Below are 23,064 nucleotides of genomic sequence, written 5' to 3' on the forward strand. Positions count from 1 at the left end.
CCGCCGCTCACCCCGCGAGCAGGTCCGGGGCGTCACCGTCCTGGTCCACGCCGAGCAGCAGTTCCTGCAATCGGCGTACGTCCGGCGGCACCGCCACCGGGTGACCGGTCCGTACCCGGCTGGGCGTGACGCCGTAGACGGCGCGGAACCGGTGCGACAGGTGATAGGCGTCGGCGAAGCCGCAGCCGGCCGCCACCACGGCGAGCGGCTGGCCGGCGGACCGCACCAGCGCGGCGGCCCGGGCCAGCCGGACCCCCTCGACCGCGCGGGCCGGTGGCAGGCCGAGATGCTGCCGGAACAGCCGGCTGAACGCCCCGACCGAGATCCCGGCGGCCTGCGCCAGCTCGGCCTGGCTCACCGGCCGCAACACCCCGTCGGCCCAGCGCTGCCGCACGTGGCGCACCGCCTGCCACAACGGCACCGGGATGTCACCCGGCCGCGCGGCGTCGGGCGTCAGCCCGGTCAGCGCGGTCCGGAGCAGCAGGTCGAAGGTGACCGCGGCGAGCGGCACCGCGGCCGGATCGGCACGGGCGTCGAGCCAGACCAGGTAGCGGAACAGGCGGGCGGTGATCCCGGTGGGCGACCCGGGTCGCGCCACCCGGGGCAGGGTCAGCCCGTCGGCGACAGAGAAGTGCAGGTACGCGTGCCGGGTGGGCAGCCGCGGGTGCCAGCGGTAGGCGTCCCGGCTGCCGGCGGGCGCCAGCAGCACGGTCCCGGGTGCCAGGTCGGCCGACACGTCGTCGGAGCGCCAGGTGCCCCCGCCGGCCAGCACCACGAGCAGCTCGTGGTCGTCGAGCACCCGTTCGGCGATGGTGGCGCCGGCCGGCGAGACGGCCAGCAGCGCCGGATCCCGTCGCCGCACCACGGGCGGATCCCACCCGAGGCCGCCGGTTTCGGACACCCCGCCGACCACATCACGATCAGACATGCGTCAAGCCTAATCCGACATGGCCAGCGGCCTGAAACGGCCAGCACACTGACACAAATGAACAAGCGGAAGAGAGGTCATCGATGAGCGCGACGGTAACTGCCACGGACACCCCCCTCCGACTCGACGAGTACCTGCGCGACGGCTTCACCGTGCTGCGGGGCGCCCTGAGCCGGGCCGAGGTCGACGCGATCAACGCCGAGGCGCTGCGCCTGTGCCGGATGGACTTCGACCACGAGGTCGGGGACGGCACCACCCCCGACGGCAGCGTCGCGCCCGCGGCGGTCCCGTCGCCGGCCGCCGGCGACTCCGACGCCGAGGTGTTGCGCCGGTACCTGTGCGTGCACTTCCCGCACAAGCTCTCCGAGTTGATGGCACAGGCGCTGCGGCATCCCCGGATCGTCGACGCGCTGACCCGGATCATCGGGCCGGACGTGAAGGCGATGCAGTCGATGCTCTTCCTCAAGGCAGAGGGCAAGCCGGGGCAGGCATGGCACCAGGACGAGCTGTTCATCCCGACCCGGGACCGTTCGCTCACCGCGGCCTGGATCGCGCTGGACGACGCCCGCGTCGACAACGGCTGCCTCTGGGCGCTGCCCGGCTCGCACCGCCCGGGCGTGCTCTACCCGGAGCGGGAGCACGAAGACCCGAACTACGACTGCACCTGGGAGGCGTACGACTTCCCGTACACGCAGGACGACGCGGTGCCGCTGGAGGTCGACGCGGGCGACGTGGTCCTCTTCAACGGCTACCTGCTGCACAAGTCCCTGCCCAACACCAGCACGCGGATGCGCCGCGCCCTCGTGCACCACTACATGAGCGCGCAGTCGCTGCTGCCCTGGTTCCACCAGCCCGAGGTCTACATGGGAAAGACCGACTTCCGGGACGTCGTCCAGGTCGCCGGCACCGACCCGTACGCCTACCGGGGCTACCAGGAGATCTCGGTGCCGCAGGTGCGACCCGACCGGCAGGGCGGTTGCAAGCGCTGACCCGACGCTCCGGCGCGACCCCGGCGGCTCACGCCGGGGTCGCACCGTGTCCGGTCACCTGTGCGGGGTCAGCCGGATCAGACGTGCGCCGATGCCCCATTCGGTGACCAGGACATCGCCCCGCCCGTCCACCGCGATCCCGTGCGGCGCGCCGAAGGCGAGGTCGTGCTGCGCCGCGGCGACCGGAGCGCCCGCGTCGTCGAGCCGGTTCGGCCAGCCGGGACGCCGGGGCGGATCCTCGCTCGTCCCCAGCGGTACGGCCGACCCGTCCGCGGCGAGCCACCACACCGCGCCGTACAGGTCGGTGACGAGCAGGTCGTCCCCGCGTACCGCCAGGCCCGACGGACCGGCCAGGCCGGGCACCGTCCGCTCGCCGAGGAAGGCGCCGGCCAGGTCGAAGGTGACCAGTCGTCGGTTGCCCCGGTCCGCCACCAGCAGCACCGGCTCGCTGCCTCGGCGGTCCACCAGGATGCCGTGCGGGGTGTCGAAGCGCCGGCCGGAGCCGGTCCCGTCGAGGGTGTGGCGGAAGGTGCCGTCCGCGTCGTAGCGGTGCACCAGGTGGCCGCCGTAGCCGTCGGCCACCCAGACGGCGCCCGAGCCGCCGAGCCGGCGTTCGTCCACCGCGACGGCGCAGGGCCGCCAGGGCTCCGTGGCGTACTCGGGGCGCGCGGGTGCGCTGAGGGTGAGCAGGGTGTTTCCGTTCAGGTCGACCAGGAGCGCCCGGCCGGGGGCGAGGTGGTCGTCGTACCGGCCGGCGCGGGGCACGAACTTGTGGCCGGGATCGGCGATCCAGAGCGCGTCGGCGCCCTCGTGGTCGACCACGGTGAGGCCGTGGACCTCGGTGCCACCGGTCGGGATCAGGCCGGCGGGCCGCCCGTCCGGGTGTCGCAGCGACACCGCGCGTCCGCCGGGATCGGTGACCGCCAACCGCCCGTCGCGTAGCGGGGCGACGGCGCCGTGGACCCAGGACCGGTCGGCGGAGCGGTCGAGTTCCTGCCATCCGACGGAGGACCAGCGGTTCGTCGCGTTCTTCATCGTCTTCACCCTTCAGTTCTGGATACATTATCAAATAGATGGCGCGGAACTCGCCTTCGTGCACACCGGCGGGCCGGCTCAACCAGTTGCGGTCCCCACGTACGGGTACGACGGAAGGCGAACCGCAGGGTGACAGGTCACCCGCCGGCACGGTGGGAGCCGACCCACAGCGGCGGTAGTTCGGTCGGGAGGCGAAGCCGGAAGACGTTGCCGCCACCGGCCCGGGGCGTGCGCGCGGTGCTCGCCACGGGGCTGCCCACAGCTCGCCTGGGCCCGGCAACTGCTCGGCGTCGATCCCAGCCCACGCCGTGGTTGTCTTCTTTGGCGCGGCCGGCTTGGGTGAACGCGGGGGCGCTGATCACCAGGCGCAGGGCGCGTAGTCCTTGAGGAAGCAGCCGTAGAGGTCTTCGCCCTGTTCGCCGCGGACGATCGGGTCGTAGACCCGGGCCGCGCCGTCGACCAGGTCCAGTGGGGCGTGGAAGCCGGCTTCCGCCAGCCGCATCTTCGTCGGGTGGGGCCGCTCGTCGGTGATCCAGCCGGTGTCGACGCTGGTCATGAGGATGCCGTCGGCGAGCATCTCTTGGGCGCTGGTTCGGGTGAGCATGTTCAGCGCGGCTTTGGCCATGTTGGTGTGCGGATGCCCCGGCCCCTTGTAGCCGCGGGCGAACTGGCCCTCCATCGCTGACACGTTCACCACGTACTTCCGGCGGGCGGTTGCGGCCGCCATCGCCGGTCGCAGTCGGCTGACCAGCACGAACGGGGCGGTCACGTTGCACAGCTGTACTTCGAGCAGCTCGACCGGGTCCACCTCGTGCACCCGCTGCACCCAGCTGTTGACCGGGTCGAGATCCGGCACCAGGCCGCCCGCGTCGATGGCGGTGGCTGCCGCGATCCGTTCCGGCGAGGCGGAGCCGCTGGTCAGCGCCAACGCGGTGAGCGCCTGCGGGGTGACCGAGGTCGACTGCGGCGAGGCGATCATGCCCGACGCGTCGCCCTGACCGGCCGGCTTGGCGAACGTGATCAGCTCCGGCAGGGGGCCGTCCGGCAGGGCCGCCGCCTCCGCGGCGACGAGCTGCGCGTACGCCCCGGGCGTGCGGCGGACGGTCTGCGCCGCATTGTTGATCAGGATGTCGAGTGGTCCCTGAGCGCTGACCGAGTCAGCGAGGGCGATCACTTGGGCCGGGTCGCGCAGGTCGATACCGACGATCCGCAGGCGGTGCAGCCAGTCCCCGCTGTCCGGCATCGCGGTGAATCGGCGGACCGCGTCGTGCGGGAACCGCGTGGTTACCGTGGTGTGCGCGCCGTCGCGCAGTAGCCGCAGCGCGATGTACATACCGATCTTGGCTCGGCCGCCGGTGAGCAGCGCCCGCCGGCCGGTCAGGTCGGTACGGGCGTCCCGGCGCTCCCGGTTGAGCGCGGCGCAGGGCGGGCAGAGCTGATGGTAGAAGGCGTCCACCTCGCGGTAGCGCTGCTTGCAGACGTAGCAGCCGCGCGGATTGTGCAGGAAGCCGGCGGTGGCGCCGACGGTGGGGGAGGCGAGCGGGATGCCCTGGGTCTCGTCGTCGATCCGGCCCGGGGCGCCGGTGGCGGTGGCCGCCGTCACCGCGCGGTCGGCCGCCGCGACGGCATCCCGCCGTTCCTCGCGTCGCCGCTGCTTGATCGCCTTGTAGAGCTTCGCGGTGGCCCGTTGCACCCGCACCACGTCGGGGTGATCGGTAGGCAGGTCCTCCAACGCCTCGAAGACGCTGAGGCAGGTCTCCAGCTGTCCGCGGTCGATGCCTTCTTGCCCGGTTTCGGTAATGTTGTCCGCTGTCATGCGTCGCTGTCTCGTCCCGTTCCCTGCGCCGGATCCACCGGCCCACCCCAAGTCCGACCCGGAACTGTACGCACCGCACGGCCTCCGACGCATCCGCGCCAACCTCGCAGCCTCGGCTGCAGCGCGACCGACGCCGGTCACGGGAAATCGTCGGGGCTGGTACCGGGCAGCGTGGCCAGCAGCTGCCCGGCCAACCACCGTACGGTGTCGTCGCCTTCCTGATGAGCGAGGCGTACGAGCACGGTGCGGGTCCGGGGGTCGGCGCCGTTGTGGCGCGCTATCGCGAGCAGCGCCGTCCGGCGGATCTCCCAGTCGTCGTGATCCACCAGCCGGGTCAGCAGCTCGCGCCCCTCCACCCAGTCGGTCAGCATGGTCGCCAGCTGCGCTACGGCACGGCGTCGCACATCAAGGTCCGGGTCGTCGCGGACCAGCCCGACGAGCAGTGCGCGCACCTCGGGATCGGTACCGAAGTGTTCGCCGAGCGCAACGGCGGTGCGGGCGCGGACGGCCGGGTCGCCGTCGGCCAGGCGACGCATCAGCCGCATCGTGACCGCCGCGGCAATGGATGACAGGTCCCGCTGGGCCAGGCCGCGCAGCGCCGCTTCGATCACGGCCGGATCAGTATCGGTCTCGACGCACTCCAGCAGCACATCGGTCACCGCATCGCTCCCGTACGCGCCGAGGGTCTGCACCGCGGCCAGCCGGCTGCCGGCGTAGCTGTCCCTGCGGGCCCGCCGGCACAACGTCGCCACCAGGTCGTCGGTGTCGCCCTGGCGGGCGAGGGCCTGTGCGGCCGCGCGCAGCACGTGGGGGTCGGGGTCCCGGCGGACCTGCTCGGCGAGGCATTCCCGCACCTCGGCGTCCAACGGTTCACCGGCACGGGTGAGACCGCGAGTGACCCGCAGCCGGACGATCGGGTCCCGCTCGCGGGCGGCCCGGCTGATGAGCAGATCGCGCGTGGCACGCCCGAGCAGCGGGCGGTCCGCGAGCAGGTCGACCGTGGCGAGCCGGACGCTCGCGGTGGGGTCCCGGCGGGCGCGGTCCAGCAGCAGTTCCCCGGTGCGGTCGTCCGGGTAAGCCTCGGCCAGCGCGCGTACCGCGGCGAGGCGCACTGTCGCGTCCTCGTCGACGTGCGCCACGTGCGCCGCCACCGCCCACCCGTCGTCGTCCGGTTGGTGCCGGTTGACCAGCGCGGTCACCGCCGCGGCCCGGACGGACGCGTCGTCGTCGTACTCGATCCGGTCCGCCAGCCGGGCCCGGCAGCGCCCGTCCGGGTCAGGCATGAGCGCCAGCCGCTGCACGGCGACCGCGCGGACCCGTGCGGAAGAGTCCGAGCCGACCAGAGTCAGCAGCAGTTCGGTATCCTCCGAGTCGTGACTCCCGGGCAGCAGTTCGGCCACGAGGCAGCGCCGCACGTCGTCCCGGTCGTCGCTGACCATCCGCGTCCGGGCCCGCGCGCGGGCCGCCTCGGTGTGCGGGGGCAGTGCCGACAGGCGTGTCAGCGCACACCGCACCACCCCGGGGTCCGTGTCGGTGTCCAGCAGTCGCTGAAGCACGTCGGGTACGCCCGGCAGGTCGGGGTGTGCGGCGAGCATCTCCGCGGCGGCCCGCCGTACCGTGGCGTTCCAGTCCTCGGTGGCCCGCGCCAGTAGCAACTGGCGGATGTCCTCGGAGGATTCAGCCAGGCCGCCGACCGACTGGACGGCGATGGCGCGTACCGCGGGGTCCGGTGCATCGGCGAGGTCGCGGAGCATGCCGATGAGGTCGGGGTCGGCGCTGAAGTGGGTGACCAGTGCCCGTACCGCGGCCTGCCGTACCGCCGTGGAGACCTCTGCCCGTGCCTGGACGAACAGTTGGTCCCTGCAGTACCGCCGGCCGGGGCTCGTGGTGTCCAGCTGGGCTGCCGCCTCGGCCAGCCCTGCGACCAGGATGACACCGGCCTGCCGGTCGCGGTTCTGCCCGAGTTCCCTGACCAGCAGCTCCGCCAGCTGCTCCGGCGGGGAGGCCAACAGTACGGCGGCCCGGGTGGCGAACGTGGAGCCGGAGCGCCAACTGGTCCGTACCCCACGTCGCCGATACCAGTGCAGAAAGGTGTCCCTGCCGGGCCACAGCGGCCCGAGCGCCCGAATGGGGGACAGCAACTCCTGCTCGGTGAGCTCCACCAGGTTGGGGTCGTCGGCGGAGATGCCGTGTTCGACCAGCAGGACGACTTGGCGCAGCACGGCGCCGCCCGCGTCGACCAGCTCGGCGGGCTGCGGAGCCTCCGCCACGCACTGCGCGGCCAGCACCAGGTTCCAGGGCGGGCCGGCCAGGTTCAGCGGCGGCCACGGTTGGTTGACCTCGGTGGCGAGCAGGGTGACCAGGTCGTTGGCGGTTCGGGCGGGCAGGGCGCCGGCGACCAGCCGGAGCACCTCCCGCCACGACGGGTCGGCCCAGTGATCGCAGAAGAGCGCGCGCAGTCGACCGAGGCCCCAGACGTCGGAATCGTGCTCGATCCGGTCCACGATCTCCTCGGCACAGAAGAACTCCAGGAACGCGCGGTGCACGAACCCGAAAAATCGCAAACCATACCGTTCCAGGATGAAACTACGCTCGCGCAGCTTGTCGATCATCGAGTGGGCCATCGCGAGCGCCCGCTCGTTCTCGAAACCGTAGAACGCGACGAGATGGTCGGAGAAGATGCGCGCCAGTTCGTCGGACTCGACGTAGTTGCCGGCCAGGCCGGACTCCCGGAACTGCATCCGATATGCCAGGTGGCGCAGCAACCGGCGCTTCGCCTGCAGGTCCAGCGACGGCACGTCGCCGTGGCTCTCCCGCAGTTGTTTGGTCACGTCCCACTCGGAGATCAGCACGTCCGTGACGTGCGCGTAGAGCCGGCGCCGGTTCCGGGGCAGCGGATGGCCCCGGCCGACGATCGCCATCAGCATCAGCAGCAGCGGGTTGCCGGCGATCTCGTGCATCGCCCGGGAACTGCGGACCACGTCGAGAATCTGCCGCCGCTGCCGTTCCGCCTCGGTCGCCGAGGTGGGCATCACGTAGCGGTACCAGTTGCCGAGGAACCGGGCGACCTGATCGTCGTCGAGGTCTTCCAGCGTGAAGTGGTCGAAGCCGGCGTTGGCGAAGACGTGCCGCTGGTAGCCGGCCACCCGCGAGGTGACCACTGCACGCACTCCCGCGTATTCGTCGGCGAACGCGGCGATCTGGGCGGCCACGACCTCCCGCTGCGCCGGGTCGAACACCTCGTCCAAGCCGTCGAGGAGGAACAGCGCCTGGCCGCCGTGTCGCAGGTACGCCGTCAGGATGTCCTGGTCGAACCCGACCAGCCCCTGCTGGTGGCGGTGACCCACGTAGTCCAGCAGGCCGTCGCACCGCCCGTCGCCCAGGTGCGCGGCGTACGAGCGCAGTTCGATCAGGACCGGTAGGTACCGGTCCAGCGCCGCCAGTCGGGGCTCGGCGCAGGCTCCGGCCAGCGCCAGCGCCAGGTAGCGGGCGACCGCCGACTTGCCGGCACCGGGGTCGCCGAGCAGCACGACGGTCCGCCGGACCGGGTCACACATCACGTCGAACAGCGCCTGCGAGTCCTTGGCCGCGTATTCCTCCCGGAGCCGTTCCACATTGTTTGGATCCACCACGTGGGGCAGCCCGCCAGCATCGCCGTGAGATGTGGAGCTGGCCCAGCGCCACCAGGCGAGGGGCATCTCCGGCCGGGCGTCCTCGTGCACCAGTGGTTCCACGAACACCTGTGGCAGTCCCACGGTGAGGTAGCCGCTGGTGGGTCGCGGTGAGACGTCGTCCAAGGACACCGCCTGGTACCTCGTCGCCAACTGCTTGGAGTACTGGTTGCGCAGGGCCTCGGGCAGGTGGCTGTCCGGGTCGGTGGACTCATGGCTCGGCGATCGATACCTGCGGACGTCGGTCAGGGCCGCGATCACCTTGGCGGTGAGGTCGTCCACACCGGAGAAGAAAACGCACAGGTGGCGTTCCTGGAGCTCCCGGCGCAGATCGAAGATTCGCTGCGCGTCGGCGTTCCGGTCGATCATGTTGGCCGGCCAGGGCGTGTCGTCGGCGAGCAGGAAGATCAGGCAGGGCTTGCCGGCGGCGAGTGCCTGCCGGTACTCGAGTTCGGTGACGGAGGACTCCTGGCCGGGCGGACGGTACCCGTACCGCCAGGCAAAGAGCCCGATGTAGAGGTCGCTGCGTCGTACGTCGGTCAGGCAGCGCTCCAAGGGCGGCCGGACGTCGGCGCCGTACGCCTCCATGGCGACGTCCTCGATCTGCAGCCGACGTGCCACGGCGTGCACGGCAGCGCGATAGTCCAGCAGGTCCGGATGGGTGGCCGAAATGTAGACCCTGAGCGACGACGGGGCTCCACCGTGCACGTCGGCCGGCGCACCGGTCGCCGTGGCCGCGAAGTCGTCCCGGAAGACGGCCGAGCGGAGCGGGGCGGACGGGAAGATCTTGACCGTGACCGCCTCCCCGGAACGAACCACGATCGGTCCGGCGGCGCCCTGCCGGCGGCAGTCTTCGACCGCCCGGGGAATTCCGGCCCCTTCGCTCTCCACCAGCTTGTTCCAGCTCAGCACATGTGCCAGCCAGAAGTTGCGCTGCCGCGACTCGCCGCGCAGTTCGCTGAGCGGGCACTGCTCGCCGTCGGCCACCTCGGCGCCGGTCCAGGCGCCTGGGCTGGTCACCTCGATCCGGTCGGAGAAGACCCGGACGTGTACGCACATCTCGCGTTGCTGGTAGTCGCGGTGGGCGAGCGCGTTCGCGATGATCTCGCGGACGGCAATCATCGGGTAGCGGTAGACCGGCTCGGTGACGGCCGCGCCCGCGGTGGGCACCTCGCCGAGTCGAGCGAGTTCGGCGACGAAGTCACGGGCCTGCTTGATCTGCTCGGGAATCGTCCCGCCCAAGGTGCGCTTGTCCATCGGCGCGTCCTTGTCGGGACCGTGGTAGTGGGTGCACTGGACAGTGGCGGTGGGCACCACTGCGGTCGGATCCTCGCCGAACAGCAGCGCACCGGCCCGGGTCAGCCGGCCCTCGCGCATCAGCAGGGCGGCCCGCATGAAGTCGGCCGCCGACCCGCGACGCGGCACCGGGCGGCCCACATCCTTGCGCATGGCTGCTCGGAACCGACCAACCCGCCGCGGGCTGAGGACGGTGGCGGTGGTCGTACCGTCCAGGAAGGGGTGATCCGGGTCCTCGGGGGGCGTCGAAGGCCGCTCGGCCTCACTCCGCTCGTCGGGCATGTCGCCGGCGACCGGCCCGGGCCGCCGGGCGATCGGCACGTTGGCGAACCCGTCGAAGCGGTGCCGAGGCTCCGATGAGCCCCGCAGGGCGATCTGCAGGTAGGCATACAGGTCGGCGAGATCCACCATGCCGTCGCCGTCCTTGTCGTCGGCGCCGTGCAACAGTCCGTCGACCAGTGCACTGGTGAACGGGCTCGGCAGGTCCTCGCCATCGGCGTCAGCAGCCGTCTCTGACGCGGCGGTGGCGGTGAGGACGAACCGACCCTTGCCGGCCAGCAGCCGCTCGACAGCGACCGATCCCTTGAACGCACCGCTGTGGCAGCAGTCCAGGACGATCACCTTCGCTCGGGCCAGTGAGTCGCCGATGATGTCGTTGAGCGTGTCGTTGGAGACCGCGGTGCCCGGCAGCAGGCTGGCCGTTGTGTCCCGCGCGCAGAGATAGAGCTTCTGGTTTCGGCTACGGCCGTGCCCGCTGAAGTAGAAGAGCAGCACGTCGTCGGGTTCGGCGTCGCTGAAGAACCGGTTGGCCGCCTCCGCGATCTCGGCGCGTGACGCGTCAAAGAGGATCGTGACGTGCGCCGAGACGAACATGCCCCTCTCGTCGTCGGTCAACGCAGCGCTGAGCTGCCGCCCGTCGGTACGCGGGCCGTGCAGGGCATGCAGCTTCGGGTCGGCCTCGTACAGGGAGTTGCACACGAGAAGTGCCCGATACATCGGCGGCTCCTGGCCAACGTTCCTGTGGTGAGTGCCTTACCCTACGTCCACCGGCCGACCACAGTCGCAAGTCTGGAGGTCCCTTCATGCCACCCGCCCGGATCATCCTGCTCCCCGGCCTCTCCACACTCACCCCCGACGACGAGCCGCTGCAGGCGGCGACCGCCGAACTGGTCATGGATCTGCGCGAGGTGGACGGCCTGCGGGCGACCGAGGAGGGCACCCCGGTCATCGGCCACAAGGGTCAGTGGACGGAGCTGGTGATCGCACTCGGCGGACCGAGCGTGGTGGCGGGAGCGGTGACCGCGATGCGGCTGTGGCTCAGCCGGGACCGCCGTCGGTCGCTCACGCTCACCGCGTGGCGCGCCGACGAGCATCCGCTGCGGATCGAGATCAGCGGTGACAACATCGCGGAGAGGACGGTGCACGAGGCGGTCCAACGGCTGCTCTCGGAGACGGGCCCGGCTCTCGACGCCGTGCCGGAAGAGGGCTCGAACGCCCGCCCTGACCGGTCGGCGCCCCCAGCGATCACACCGTGACTGCGGGATCAGAATCCGGCTGAGGTGAATACCCGGCCGTGTTCCACCGCACTGCGTTCGGCAACAGGCGTTGGCACCCCAAGACAATTCTTCAGAGGGCTACCGGGAAAGCGACTCTGGAGCATTTCCGGCCCGTTGAGGGGCGGGGCCTGGTCGGCCGCCCACCAGAGTGACGCACAGGGAGCCGAGTTCACAGCCTCGGCGCAGGGCCGCCGCGGGCGCGGATCCGTCGACCCACGCGGCGACGAGGCCGGCCGCGAAGGCGTCGCCGGCTCCGGTGCTGTCCGCAACCGGGGCGGTCGGGGCTTCGACGCGGTAGATACCGGTGCCACCCTCGCACCAGATCGCGCCGTCCCTACCCAGCTTCACCACCGGGTTGCGAACGACACGGGCCAGGTGCAGGGCTGCCTCGTGGGGATTCGCCTTGCCGGTGAGGACCGTTGCCTCGTCGGCGTTGGCGAGCAGAATGTCGACGTCGGCCACCCATTCCAGGAAGCGGTCCGGCCCGACTTGGCGCAGTGGCTCAGCGGAGGCGGCGTCCACGCTGATCGTCATGCCGCGTCGGCGGGCCTCGGCGAGCGCCCTCAGCCCGGCCGTCCGCGACGCCTCGTCGAGGAGCGGGTATGCGGACAGATGAAGGTGGCGCGCGTCGGTGGCTGCGGCGAGGGCCTCGGTGATGTCGTGGCCGTCGAGGTGAAGGTTGGCACCACGCTGGGACACCATCGTCCGTTCGTGGCGGTGAGACAGCACCAGCACCGTACCGGTCGGGACGCCGGGGCACCGGCGCACGACGCACCGCACCCCCGCCGCGGTGAGCTCACGTACCCGCGCCTGCCCGGCGTCGTCGTCACCGACGGCACCGACGAGGGCGACCTGGCGGCCGAGCCAGGCCAACCAGGCGGCGGTGTTGGCGCCCTGCCCGCCGGGTAGCGTCCGCACCGTGCCTGGTGTGTCTGAGCCGAAAGCCAGCGGAGCCTTCAACAGGGCGACGACATCGGTGGTCACGTCGCCGATGACGACAATCCGCACCGGTCGGGACGGGTGGCCGGTGGCAGACGGGGGCGTGGGGGCGCTCGGCGCGCCGCGTCCTAGTCGCATGCTCACGTCCAGAGCCGAACGGTGTGAACGTCCAACCGGCGCAGAAGGCGTCTCAGGACGGGCGGCGACAGTCCTTCCCAGTTCGACGGATGGCCCGCGACGTGGTCCACGAACCACCCGCCTCGCCCGTTGATCGTGGCGGCGTCAGCCACCCGTAGCGGCTCCGAGGTGGCGACGTAGGCGGGGAGGACAGCCGCCCGCCCCGAGACGCGCCGCCACATGTCGAGCGTCAAGTCCGGCTTGTGTGGCTTGCCGTCCGTCACGCCGTCGAACTCCGGCACCGGGTCACCACCGATGACGGGCGCGTCGTCAACGGTGGCAGCGACTGCCGTGGCCGTCGCGTGCGCCAGCCGCTCGGTCAGGTGCGGGGGTGTCTCACCCGGCCGGGGTATCTCGGCTGCACCGCCCGGTGGGACGACGGGATCAAGGCCTGCGCGGCGCAGCAGGTCGAGCCGCGACGGGGAACCGGAACCGAGCACGATTCTCGTCATGCCGGCTCTCCCGCCTCGGCTCGGCGCTGCCAGATCGCGCTGGCCAACCGTCGCTGGTGCACGGCTCCCGAGCGGACGTCCGGAAAGGAGAACGTCTCGGATTCCAGCAGCGAGAAGGACGGCTCGAACAGCGCGCCGAGCTCCTCAACCCGGTACACCCGTTGGCGCAGGTCCGTGACCGGATCGTAGGTAAGGTTCCGCCCCATGCTGTCCCGGTTGATCAGCGGCAGGTAGTAGCCATCATCAGGGGTGAGGAAGTACGCGAAGAACAACCCGCCAGGGCACAGGACACGCCGTACCTCCCGCGCAAGCCCTTCGAGCCGCTCGTCCTCGGTCACATTCTCAAGGCTGGTGAAGGCGGTCACGAGGCTGAACGTGTCGTCTCGGAACGGCAGCAGCGCCTTCATTGACGCCTGCACCAGCCGCGAGGGCCCGACACCCGGACGGGCACGGGCCGCCAGCAACGGCCGGTGAGCGAAATCCATACCGAAGAAGGCAAGCCCGGTCTCGGCGAGCACGGTGGTGTTCCGGCCGCCGCCGCACCCCAGGTCGAGCAGGCGCGGCGGCCCGGCCACTCGCGCGATCCTTGGCAGTTGCCGGCGGAGGAAATCGGCACCATGCGACGGCCTGTTGTTGGTCGACGACGAGATGGAGTGGCTGACGTACTCGCGTTCCCAGAGATCGCGGCTCAATTGGAAACTCCATTCGGGAAAGGTCAGGCGGGACCGCGCCGCGCGGCAGACTCGGTGTGGTCACTCACAGACAGCGCACGTGCCGTCCGTCGGGTCGCAGCTCACGTGCTGAGTCTCGGCAGCCTCTGCCGGCCGGGTCGCCTCGATCGCTTGGTCGGCGCGGGACGTGTCCCGGTACACGGTGATCCCCTTGCAACCCAACCGCCACGCCTGCCGGTACAGCTCGGCCACCTGCCCGGGCGTTGCGGTACGCGGGAGGTTGACCGTCTTGGTGACGGCGTTGTCCACGTGCTCCTGAAAGGCTGCCTGCATGCGGACGTGCCATTCGGGGCTGATGTCGTGGGCGGTCTTGAAGACGCGCTGGATCCGCTCCGGCACCAGAGACAGTCCCTGAACGCCGCCACCATTGCCGGCGATCTCCTGGAGGAGGTCCGCCTCCCGCACGCCGTGCGCGGCGAGTTCCCGCAGCAGTAGCCGGTTGACGGAGCGGATCTCCCGGCCGCCGAACACCCGCTGCGTGTAGGACATCGCGAAGAACGGCTCAATGCTGAAACTCGTGTCGAAGATGACAGCGTTGTTGCCGCTCGGCGGCATGGCGAGTAGGGCCACATTGCGTGGCTGCTCGTCGGCGTCCTTCCAGACCGACCGGTGGACGTTGGGGAAGGGGCCCCGCTCCCTCGCCAGCGCGACCGAGGCGTCATAGGCGAACTCGCGCATGGATCGGGCCAGCATTGTCGCGGCCGCGAGTGCTTCGTCCGAATCGTACTGAATGCCGGCCTCGGCCAGGCTTTCCGCCCAGCCGGTGACCCCGATGCCGATACGCCGGTTGCCGCCCACCGCCTCCCGGATCTCCGGCACCGGGAACCATGACTCGGAAATGGCGTTGTCGATCATCCGTACGCCGGCTGCCATGACCGCACGTAGCCGGTCGAGGTCGAACAGATGGGCGGCGTCTCGACGGTCCGCCGGCAGGAGCAGCCGGGGAAGGTTCACGTAGCCGAGGTTGCAGGCCTCGTAGGGATAGAGCCCGATCTCACCACACGGGTTGGTGGCGGCGATGTCGCCCATGGAGTCGCGCAGCGGGTTGTTCCGGTTCATCGCGTCGAGGAAGATCAGCCCGGGATCGCCTGTTTCGCAGGCCAGGTCGCAGGCCACGGCGAAGAGCTCCCGTGCGGGCAGGGTCCGGACCACTGCGCCGGTGCGGCGGTTGACCAGCGTCCAGTCGGTGTCCGCCTCGACCGCCCGCATGAAGGCGTCGCTCACTCCGAGTGAAATGTTCGTCATGCTCAGCCAGCCGTCCTGCCGCTTGGCCGCAACGAACTCCAGCACATCAGGGTGGTCAACATCGAGGATGGCCATGTTGCCGCTCTCGTACCGGCCGCGCTGCCGGAACAGCTTCGTCGCGTCGTCGAAGAGCTTGAGCAGTGCTACCGGGCCGACGGCGAGCCCGGAACTGCCGCGAACGTCGTCGCCGCGGGGCCGGACATTCGAGTAGTTGAAGCCGCACCCGCCGCCATAACTTTTGACGATCGACGACTCGGAAAAGGTCCGCAGCACGCTTTCCTGGGAGTCGTCGACCGGGAAGACGAAACAGTTGGCCAGCTGGGGCCGGTGCGTGCCGGCGTTGGCGAGGGTCCGACTGCCCGGGTGGAACTCCAGGCGAGCCATCACCTCGTAGAACGCCGTCGCCCAGGGCCCGGCGGCGTCCGGCTGTTCGGCCCGGGCGAGGGCCCGGGCCACCCGCTGCAGCATCGCTTCCGGGGTCTCCACCACCTGGCCGGCCGCATCCCGTGCCAGGTACCGCTCCTGCAACAGCAGTTGGGCGTTCTGCGCGAACGCAGCCTGTGGGGTCCGGGTGAGAAGAAGGTCGTGCAGGACTGATTCGAAAAGCTTGGACGTCTGGACGGGCATGAATCTGGCCTTCCCGGGAGCGGCGGCGCATGGCGACCGTGACTGCGGGACCCACATGGGTGACGGGGCCGGTGACAGGAGGAGCGGAGATGATCAACCGCGCCGGACGACCGACCGCGGCGCGCCGAATTCGGTCAGCAGGTCGGTGTCGCCGGCGACGAACGAGGTGTCGGTGATCGCCGTCTGGTCCGACGGGCCGCGACTGCACATGCACATGTGCCGACCCGTCGAGGAGACCCGCACAGCCCGCGCGCCACCGCTGTTCATGATCTCCATCGCGATGTCCTTGACCAGGTACTCCTGGATCTGGAACCGCTTGCTGAACGCCTGCACCAGCCGGGGGAACTTGCCCAGCCCGAGGATCCGCTGGCCGGGAACATAGGTGATGTCCACCTTGCCGAAGAAGGGCAGGAAGTGGTGTGCGCAGATCGAGAAGTAGTTGATGTCGTGAATGTCGACGACGCCGGTGTGCTCGTCCTCGACCACACAGGTCGTCTTGAGGACCTTCGAGGTGTCGATGTCGTAGCCGCTGAGCAGCTCCTTGTAGGCGCGGACGATGCGCGGCTCGCACTCGGGCCCGGTGTACCAGTCGAGCGCCCGCTTGTCCGTGGTGATGTTCTGCTCGAGCCATTCGGCGATGGTCACGTTTCCTCCTTGGAGGTGGGGGTCTACGCCCAGACGGTGCGCTGTGGTTGTGGTCTAAAGGCGTCCTTGGTCGCGCAGGTGGTCGAAGATGAGCTGGTCGACAGGTGAGGTCAGGCGCCGGTCCGCGTAGGTCAGCCACGCCACCTCGGCGATCTCCGCCGACGCCTCGATGCGGCCCTGGTAGGCGGACTCGTAGCAACGCATGCGCACCACGACTCCTTCCGGGTGCGCGTCGGCCTGAGCGCGGAACTCGCCGAAGAAGGTGGCGGTGAGAGGGTCGAGGTCGACCGTGAGTTCCTCCTTTGCCTCACGCACCAGCGTGTCGAGATCGCTCTCGCCGGCTTCCCGCTTGCCGCCGGGGAGGTAGTAGCGTTCGCGGCCGTGTGACCTGGTGGAGAGCACCCGGCCGTCGGCGAGGTGGATCCAGGCGATCTTGTCAATCTCGTGCGTCATCGTTGTGGAGTCCTCCGGCGAGCCGTTCGTGCACGTAGTCGGCGATGGCTGTTCTCTCGGCATAGCGCAGCGCGCGGCTGCCAAGGTCGTGGATGAGATCCAGGTCAACGCCGGATTGCGAGGCCCAGGGTAGGTGTCGACGCCATCGGGGTGGTGGAAGCGCGTAGGAGGACAGCCCTGCGGCGTGCTTGCCGAGCGCCGACAGCGGTACGCCTCGGTCCACAACGGTCGACCACCAGGAGGAGCGATCGGTGACATGGGCCGACGGAGTGAAGGCCCGTACGCCGCCGTCGTAGATGACGCATCGTTCGAAGAGGCTTCCGACCGAGGCCAGGCGGGCTGCCTCGAATTCGGGCGTCGAGCCGGCCGCCGACCGGAGCAGGTCGAAGGAGAACCGCGGAAAGGGCACTGTGCCGGGTGTCGGCAACACGAACAGGGCCTCCAAGAGGATGAGGGTGACCTGCGGCCTCTCGGATGGATCCACGGCGGCGACACAGCGCTGGACCGCGTCGACGCCCGCGGCCGAGCCGATCACCACCAGCACGATCGCCCGGGGTCGACGCCGTCGAGGGGTCGAGGCCGCCAGGAGGCGCGACAGCACCGCTGTCATGGTTCCGCCGCTGGCCATGATGTCACCGGCGAGGACCGGGTCGGCGTCAAGTTCCCAGCGCTCGTACACGACCTTGAGCGGCGCGTCCGCGGACCGTTCGGTACCGACGAAGCTCACGTCGGCCTCGGCGCCGTAGGCGGTGCTGACCGCCTCCTCGACGCCGAAGCTCAGGCCGCCCCGGAGGATGGTGACCACCGACATCCGGTCGGTGGACAGCACCTCGCCGCCGGCCCGGTCGGCGCGGAACATCATCAGAGCCTCCACCACCGCGGTACGCACCAGGTGCCGGTAGGCGCTGCCGATGACCACCGGGTCCGTCAGCAGCCGCCGGGACGACGCGGTCGAGCAGAGCAGCACCCGGGCAGGGCCCGGATGGGGATGCTCGTACAGAGCCGTGGCGTCGCCGGTGGCGATGAGTCTCATGTCTTCACCGCCGGCAGCCGGTATGGCACACCGCGCCGGCGGGCGATGTACTTCTCGATCAGGTACGCGGACTCCACGCCGTCGACCGGCTTCGTCGCGGACGGGGCCGGGTCGTCATTGGTGACATGACCCACGACGACAACGCCGGGTGTCGGGAGCCGCTCGGGTAGGTCGCTCGGCGTGTGGACGCCCACCACACGCAGACCCACCGCGCCGAAGAGCTGGTGCCAGTCGAGCTCGACGAGGCGGCTCGGCATACCACCGGCCGACTCGTAGCGCGCGTTGTCGACAATGACCAGCGTGTGGTTGTCGAGACCGGGCAGCCGCGCACCCAGCGCGGTCAGGACCGAGAGGTTCATCAGGAAGCTGCCGTCGGTGTCGACTCCCACAACGGCCAGCGGGTGAGCGCCGATCGCCAGCCCGGTCGAGAGCGCGGCGACATCGCCCATGGTGTCCGTGACCAGCGTGCGATGTGCGGCAAGCTGATACAACTCCTCGCTGGTGCGGCCGAGCGCGGAGACGAGCAGGCTGTCCGGCGGCAGTCGGTCGAGCAGGGCGGCGATGAATTCGGAGGTCCGCACTACTGGCTCCGCAGTTCTTCGATGAACGGCGGGTTGGCGATCAGCGCTACGGTGCGTTGGCCGGTGTCGAGTGTGTCGTACGCCTTCCTGAGCAGATCGGGCAACGCGTGAACTGAGTCGACCTCCGCTGTCGCCGCGGAAAGCATCCGCAGGTGTGGGTGCATGCCCTCCTCGTGCGGCAGGCCCCACCAGTTGGCCTCCCCGAAGGCGCCGCGTCGGGCCAGCAGCAGCACCGTGTGCAGACGGTGGCTGAGAGCGAATCGGGCCAGGGTCTCGCAGGCCCGCCGCAATCCGGAGTTTTCCATCAGCACCAGACTTCGACTGCCCGCGAGGCGGGCGCCGGCGGCGATTCCCACCGCCGTCGCCTCGTCGCAGACCTGGATGTACGGGATGTCGTCGCGCTCGGCCGCGCACCGGTGCAGGGGCGCCAGCAAAGAGTCGGGGACGGCGGTGATCAGGTCGACCTCACTGTCGACAAGCGCCCGGTAGACGTTCTCCGCACCCACGCCGTCACCGCCTGGTGGAGACGAGTTCGACGATGACGTTCGCATACGGTGTGGGCCCCACGTTGCGGAGCAGGTGAGGAAGCCCGGCCTCGTGGTAGACGGCGTCGCCGACCTTGTCGTCGCCCGGCAGGACCGTGCCGTCGATGCAAACCGTCTCCGTCTGGCCGGGGCTCAGCACGACGTACACGTAGTCGCAGGGGTGCTGATGGATGTTGGTTTCCTGCCCGGGGGCGAGATCCAGCGTCCAAATCCGGACCCGGTCGTCCTGGTACACCAGTTCGGTGCCCACCTCAACGATGTCCGACTGCATGGGTGTCCTCCGTGGAAGCGTTGACGGCTGGTTGGTACCACCGAGAAGTGGACTGAGCTCCGGGCCCGGTCAGAGCCGGGGAGGCCCGAGGGCGATCCGGCCGCGCATCTGCGACAGGTCGCCACGGAAACCGTGCAGGTTCTCGACCCACCAGGTCAGGCCGGCGTCTGCGTACGCCTTCACCCGGTCGTGGTCGGCGGGTCCACCATCGCCGTCGCTGTACCCGCCGATGGCGAAGTCGAAGTGCGCGTCGCTCGTTCGCCGATCGGAGATGAAGGAGGCCATTTCTCGGTACTGGTCGACGGGGATCATGGTGGGGGTCCAGGCGCGCCGACGTTCGAGAGAGAGCCGGCCGGGCAGCACGCCGTCCCATCGGGCGGCCCGGCGGAAGGGCGGGCGGTTCGGCCAGTAGCCGCCCACCCAGATGGGGATGCGGGGTTCCTGTACGGGCCGGGGCAGGAACGTGCAGTCTCGGACCTGAAAGTGGCGACCCGCGTAGCTGAACGGTTTCCCCGACCACAACCCCTCGATGACGTCCAGGGCCTCGTCCAGTTTCTCGGCGCGAACACGTTCGTCCCCGTCCTCGCCGAAGTCCTCGAACTCGGAATCGGCCGGGTACCCGAGCCCAACACCGAGGATGAGTCGTCCCTGCGACAGGTGGTCGAGGGTGACGGTCTCCCGAGCGACCTTCCAAGGCCGTCGTCGCGCCAAAGGTGTCACCATGGGACCGAGCCGTATGCGGGTGGTCGACGCGGCAATCGCGGCGAGGCTGATCCAGGGATCTACGATAGGGCCGTCAAATCCTCGCATGAAAGCGAGATGGTCCCAGAGGAAGAAGCCGTCCCAGCCGGCTTCCTCGGCTTCTTTGGCGAGAGTTGCCAGAAATCGCGGATCACCGTAGTCGCCGTGCGGAGGAACGGAAACCGCGTACTTCATCGGACGGTGCAATCGGTTTTCCGGCATACGGTTTCCCCGATCATCGTCGTGCATCGTGGGTACGGAGCGTGTCCTTCAACTGAGACCCTTTGTGGAACTTGCATCCCGCGGCCAACCCTAGCGTCCCTATCGACGTCGGTCAACGCAAAATTCGATCCCGGGAACGTTGGACGCAATTCCCGCGCTCGACAAATTTGGATCAGCGCAAGGGCGGAATCCGCTTTGTTCGGCCATTGGGATTCGGCAGTTCCCCGGGGAGTGCGGACAGCTAGGCAAGCCATTCAGCTCGCGCTACCCTTGGCCCCCAGCTGACGACCGCCGAGCCGTGGCCGGCCCCCTGGTCCGGAAGCTTGTGGTCCGTTCGGCATGCCATCGCGACGTGTACGCCACCCTGGGAGGAATCGTGAACGTCGATCAGGAGCTTCTCGAAATCCTGTGCTGTCCGGCGGACCGCGGCGGCCTCAGCTACTCGGCAGAGAGCGAGGACCTGCGCTGCGACCGCTGTGGACTGTGCTTTCCGGTCCGTGACGGCATCCCGGCCCTGCTCCTCAAGTGAGTCGACCCGGCTGGCGAACCGGGCGACCTCGCTCGCCCGGTCGGTCGTCGACGGAGGATCGGGCGCCCGGCGGTGCGCTAGCCACCAGACGTCGGCAGTGAATGCTGGTCGAGCTGCTTGACCGCGTCGACGATGTCGGGAAAAGCGTCAATGAAGGCATCGACGTAGCGGGGATCGAAGTCCGCCGCTTGCCGGACCCCGCTCTGCAGGCAGCCGACGAAATGCATGCCGGCTCCCCCGGCGGCTAGCGCGTCACCCGGCGAATCCCCGACGTAGACGCACTGCCCGGGTGGAATGTCAGTCGCTGCCAGCAACTCATCGAAGGCGCGCGGATCCGGTTTGCGGAAAAGCGTGTTGCCGGCGTGGTAGATGCCACTGACCCGCTCGGCCAGGACATGATCCGGTGCCAGCATGTGCCGAACCTCGTCCTCGGTCCGCGAGGTCAACAGGAACACCGACCGGCCGGCCATCACGAATTCGTCCAACGCGCGAAGGTTCTCAGGGGGGATCAGATCCAGACGGCCGTCTGCGATGTACCCTTCCAGGGCGCCCTGATAGAGCGCCGAGAACTGGGCCAGGTCCAGGCCGGGTGAACGTCGGGGCATGGCGTCCAGCAGTGGCTCGCCCCAGGTGGACAGATGCACCTCCCGTTGTATGGGGGGCCGGCCCATCTCTGCCAGGACTTCGTTCTCCAATGCGAACGAGGCGGCCTGAGTGAGGCACAGGGTGTCGTCGACGTCCACAATCACAGCGCGAATCACGAGCCAAGCCTAACGGCCCCGGCGGTCGCACGCCCTCTTCGGGAAGGGGAGTTTCGCGGTCCGTCTACCGCGTCAGAACGGTGGCGAGCCGGGCTCCTGCGGCACTACCCACTCGGCTGGCCTGCGCCACTCGGACCAGCACGGATAAAGGGTGGGGCGGGGCGCTGCGCGAAATCGGCTGGGATGAGTTCTCGGGTCGTCCAGCTCCGGAGGGCTCGCAAACGCTGCAGTGATGTCCGGGCCGGCAGGACGTCAGCGGCGCAGGAGTGTCAGCGTCCGACAGTCGTCGCCGTCCTCACCGGGGTCGGTTTCGGACACGGGTATTGTGCCGAGCGGCACGAACTGTTGCGAGGTGCCCCACCCGGTGGTGGGGAGAATCGGGAAGCCGGTGTGACTCCGGCACGGGCCCGCCGCGGTGACCAGGGAGCTGCCGCCCACGCGCACCTGTGCGCAGTCACTGGCCGAACCGGCTGGGAAGGCGGGCGGACGGGCGTTGATCTGGGAGTCCGAAGACCGGCCTCGCGTCATCGGCCCCACCCGGGTGGGGCATGAGCGCAGCGGGAGCCTGCCCATGATCAGCGACATCTACGACGTGATCCACCGTCGCCGTGACGTCCGTGGCCAGTTCAGTGGCGAACCCCTCGCCCCTGGCGTACTCGATCGCGTCCTCGCGGCGGCGCACGCCGCACCCAGTGTCGGGCTGTCCCAGCCCTGGGACTTCATCGTGATCCGTGACCGGGGCCTGCGTGAAGCGTTCCATCGGCATGTCCGTGCCGAGCGCGACACGTTCGCCGCCACCCTCGGCGTCCCGGACGCTCGACGATTCTCCGGCATCAAGATCGACGGCATCCTGGAGTCGACACTGTCGATCGTGGTGACCTACGACCCCGACCGTGGCGGCCCGGCGGTCCTGGGTCGCCACGCCATCTCCGACACCGGCCTGTACTCGACCTGTCTGGCCATCCAGAACCTCTGGCTGGCCGCCACCGCCGAAGACCTCGGCCTCGGCTGGGTGTCGTTCTATCGCGAGCAGTTCCTCCAGCGGTTGCTCGCCACTCCGGCCGGCATCCGACCCGTCGCCTGGCTCTGCCTCGGCCCTGTCACCCACCTCGAAGCGGTGCCCGATCTCGAACGACACGGCTGGCGCCACCGCCGCCCCCTGTCCGCGGCGATCCACCACGACCGCTGGAACCCCGCATCCGCCACGAGGTGACGTCGTTGCCGCGCAGCAGGGGCGGTGCCGGACCGCCCCTGCTCGCGCTACCTGATCGCTCTCGGTCGGCGGCCTGTCCGGGCGGTGCGATCGAGACGGCCCGGCGGAGCGCTGGTCCGGAGTGTCGTGGCCCCGGCGGGCAGCGGGGGCGCTGATCGACCTGTCTCGATGGTCCGGGCAACGGTTGCCCGTGGTGGAGTGCCGTTGACCGCAGGTCGTGAGGTGTGGCAGCATTCGCGGCCTGACGGCAGTGAAGGAAGCCGGTGCGATTCCGGCGCGGTCCCGCCACTGTCACCGGGGAGTGATCCCCCCTTGCGAGTCACGACCGTGCGTGCGCGGTTGGAAGGCCGGGGGTGAGCGTTGATCCGGGAGCCAGGATACTTCGGCCGTCGGACGTACCCCAGGGCGTGGACACCCGAGGAGGACCCGATGACGCACGGAATCTCTTCCATCGACGAGCATCGTCATGAACTGCGCGGTGGACGCTCCGCCGCACCCGTTGCCTGCCATGCCGCCGGTCGTGCCGGCGTGCCCCGTGCCGGCGCACCCGGGATCGTGGATCCCCTCGGCCGGGGCGCGTGCCGCCAGCGCTGACCGCTCGCCGGCCC

At 69.9% G+C, this 23,064-nt stretch carries 20 protein-coding genes and 2 riboswitches; of the genes, 4 read left to right on the plus strand and 16 right to left on the minus strand.

The annotated features are described in order from the left end of the window. Positions 1-7 precede the first annotated feature (7 nt). On the minus strand, positions 8-928 hold the full coding sequence (locus tag C8054_RS03735; protein WP_146179853.1) for an AraC family transcriptional regulator: 921 nt from the start codon (positions 926-928) through the stop codon (positions 8-10). Between the two features lie 83 nt (positions 929-1,011). Between C8054_RS03735 and C8054_RS03740 the strand changes: the two genes are divergently transcribed. Next, on the plus strand, positions 1,012-1,917 hold the full coding sequence (locus C8054_RS03740) for a phytanoyl-CoA dioxygenase family protein (protein ID WP_107155292.1): 906 nt from the start codon (positions 1,012-1,014) through the stop codon (positions 1,915-1,917). A gap of 54 nt (positions 1,918-1,971) precedes the next feature. On the opposite strand, the gene C8054_RS03745 is transcribed toward C8054_RS03740, so the two are convergent. The 3 genes from C8054_RS03745 to C8054_RS03755 all read right to left on the minus strand — a co-directional run bounded on the left by C8054_RS03745 (position 1,972) and on the right by C8054_RS03755 (position 10,731). Next, positions 1,972-2,952 (minus strand): hypothetical protein, encoded by a 981-nt coding sequence (locus C8054_RS03745; RefSeq protein WP_146179854.1) that lies wholly within the window; start codon positions 2,950-2,952, stop codon positions 1,972-1,974. Positions 2,953-3,310: 358 nt separating this feature from the next. Further along, a complete protein-coding gene (locus tag C8054_RS03750; RefSeq protein ID WP_107155294.1) occupies positions 3,311-4,768 on the minus strand; it encodes an SDR family oxidoreductase in 1,458 nt (485 codons plus the stop codon). A 137-nt stretch (positions 4,769-4,905) separates the two neighbouring features. Beyond that, positions 4,906-10,731: a HEAT repeat domain-containing protein gene (locus C8054_RS03755; protein ID WP_107155295.1), complete on the minus strand. Its 5,826-nt coding sequence runs from the start codon at positions 10,729-10,731 to the stop codon at positions 4,906-4,908. An 86-nt stretch (positions 10,732-10,817) separates the two neighbouring features. On the opposite strand from C8054_RS03755, the gene C8054_RS03760 reads away from it, so the two are divergent. Next, positions 10,818-11,270: a hypothetical protein gene (locus C8054_RS03760; protein WP_107155296.1), complete on the plus strand. Its 453-nt coding sequence runs from the start codon at positions 10,818-10,820 to the stop codon at positions 11,268-11,270. A 99-nt stretch (positions 11,271-11,369) separates the two neighbouring features. On the opposite strand, the gene C8054_RS03765 is transcribed toward C8054_RS03760, so the two are convergent. The 11 genes from C8054_RS03765 to C8054_RS03815 form a co-directional block, all read right to left on the minus strand. Further along, positions 11,370-12,299, minus strand: a complete 930-nt coding sequence (locus C8054_RS03765; protein WP_233219479.1) for a carbohydrate kinase family protein — start codon at positions 12,297-12,299, stop codon at positions 11,370-11,372. Between the two features lie 71 nt (positions 12,300-12,370). Further along, positions 12,371-12,859, minus strand: coding sequence for a Maf family protein (locus C8054_RS03770; protein WP_107155298.1), 489 nt, complete (start codon positions 12,857-12,859; stop codon positions 12,371-12,373). Next, positions 12,856-13,551 carry a class I SAM-dependent methyltransferase gene (locus C8054_RS03775; protein ID WP_158273798.1) on the minus strand — a complete coding sequence of 232 codons (696 nt, stop codon included), beginning with the start codon at positions 13,549-13,551 and terminating at the stop codon, positions 12,856-12,858. Before C8054_RS03775 ends, C8054_RS03770 begins: the two co-directional genes overlap by 4 nt. Positions 13,552-13,611: 60 nt before the next feature. Further along, the gene (locus C8054_RS03780; RefSeq protein ID WP_158273799.1) at positions 13,612-15,462 is read right to left on the minus strand and encodes an adenosylcobalamin-dependent ribonucleoside-diphosphate reductase; all 1,851 of its coding nucleotides are present in this window, start codon (positions 15,460-15,462) and stop codon (positions 13,612-13,614) included. 93 nt (positions 15,463-15,555) lie between these two features. Then, entirely contained in the window at positions 15,556-16,107 is a 552-nt protein-coding gene (gene folE, locus C8054_RS03785; RefSeq protein WP_107155301.1) for a GTP cyclohydrolase I, read from the minus strand. 54 nt (positions 16,108-16,161) lie between these two features. After that, positions 16,162-16,560: an NUDIX domain-containing protein gene (locus C8054_RS03790; protein WP_107155302.1), complete on the minus strand. Its 399-nt coding sequence runs from the start codon at positions 16,558-16,560 to the stop codon at positions 16,162-16,164. Beyond that, positions 16,544-17,593 carry a hypothetical protein gene (locus C8054_RS03795; RefSeq protein WP_107155303.1) on the minus strand — a complete coding sequence of 350 codons (1,050 nt, stop codon included), beginning with the start codon at positions 17,591-17,593 and terminating at the stop codon, positions 16,544-16,546. The genes C8054_RS03790 and C8054_RS03795 overlap by 17 nt, the downstream gene beginning before the upstream one ends. After that, positions 17,590-18,174: a hypothetical protein gene (locus C8054_RS03800; protein ID WP_107155304.1), complete on the minus strand. Its 585-nt coding sequence runs from the start codon at positions 18,172-18,174 to the stop codon at positions 17,590-17,592. Before C8054_RS03800 ends, C8054_RS03795 begins: the two co-directional genes overlap by 4 nt. Further along, complete coding sequence (locus tag C8054_RS03805) at positions 18,174-18,680, minus strand: thiamine pyrophosphate-binding protein (RefSeq protein ID WP_233219480.1); 507 nt, start codon at positions 18,678-18,680, stop codon at positions 18,174-18,176. The genes C8054_RS03800 and C8054_RS03805 overlap by 1 nt, the downstream gene beginning before the upstream one ends. 4 nt (positions 18,681-18,684) lie before the next feature. Beyond that, entirely contained in the window at positions 18,685-18,990 is a 306-nt protein-coding gene (locus tag C8054_RS03810; RefSeq protein WP_233219481.1) for a cupin domain-containing protein, read from the minus strand. Positions 18,991-19,059: 69 nt separating this feature from the next. Beyond that, positions 19,060-19,980, minus strand: a complete 921-nt coding sequence (locus tag C8054_RS03815; RefSeq protein ID WP_199199518.1) for an LLM class flavin-dependent oxidoreductase — start codon at positions 19,978-19,980, stop codon at positions 19,060-19,062. A 325-nt stretch (positions 19,981-20,305) separates the two neighbouring features. Between C8054_RS03815 and C8054_RS03820 the strand changes: the two genes are divergently transcribed. Beyond that, complete coding sequence (locus C8054_RS03820; RefSeq protein WP_255562938.1) at positions 20,306-20,482, plus strand: Trm112 family protein; 177 nt, start codon at positions 20,306-20,308, stop codon at positions 20,480-20,482. A 77-nt stretch (positions 20,483-20,559) separates the two neighbouring features. On the opposite strand, the gene C8054_RS03825 is transcribed toward C8054_RS03820, so the two are convergent. After that, positions 20,560-21,243: an HAD family hydrolase gene (locus tag C8054_RS03825; protein WP_233219482.1), complete on the minus strand. Its 684-nt coding sequence runs from the start codon at positions 21,241-21,243 to the stop codon at positions 20,560-20,562. Positions 21,244-21,576: 333 nt separating this feature from the next. Next, positions 21,577-21,780, plus strand: a riboswitch (cobalamin riboswitch). A 34-nt stretch (positions 21,781-21,814) separates the two neighbouring features. Here C8054_RS03825 and bluB point away from each other — a divergent pair. Further along, positions 21,815-22,456 carry a 5,6-dimethylbenzimidazole synthase gene (gene bluB / locus C8054_RS03830; protein ID WP_107155308.1) on the plus strand — a complete coding sequence of 214 codons (642 nt, stop codon included), beginning with the start codon at positions 21,815-21,817 and terminating at the stop codon, positions 22,454-22,456. 253 nt (positions 22,457-22,709) lie between these two features. After that, positions 22,710-22,839: riboswitch (cobalamin riboswitch) on the plus strand. Positions 22,840-23,064: the final 225 nt, after the last annotated feature.

The sequence above is a fragment of the Micromonospora sp. RP3T genome (assembly GCF_003027925.1).
GTDB lineage: Bacteria > Actinomycetota > Actinomycetes > Mycobacteriales > Micromonosporaceae > Micromonospora.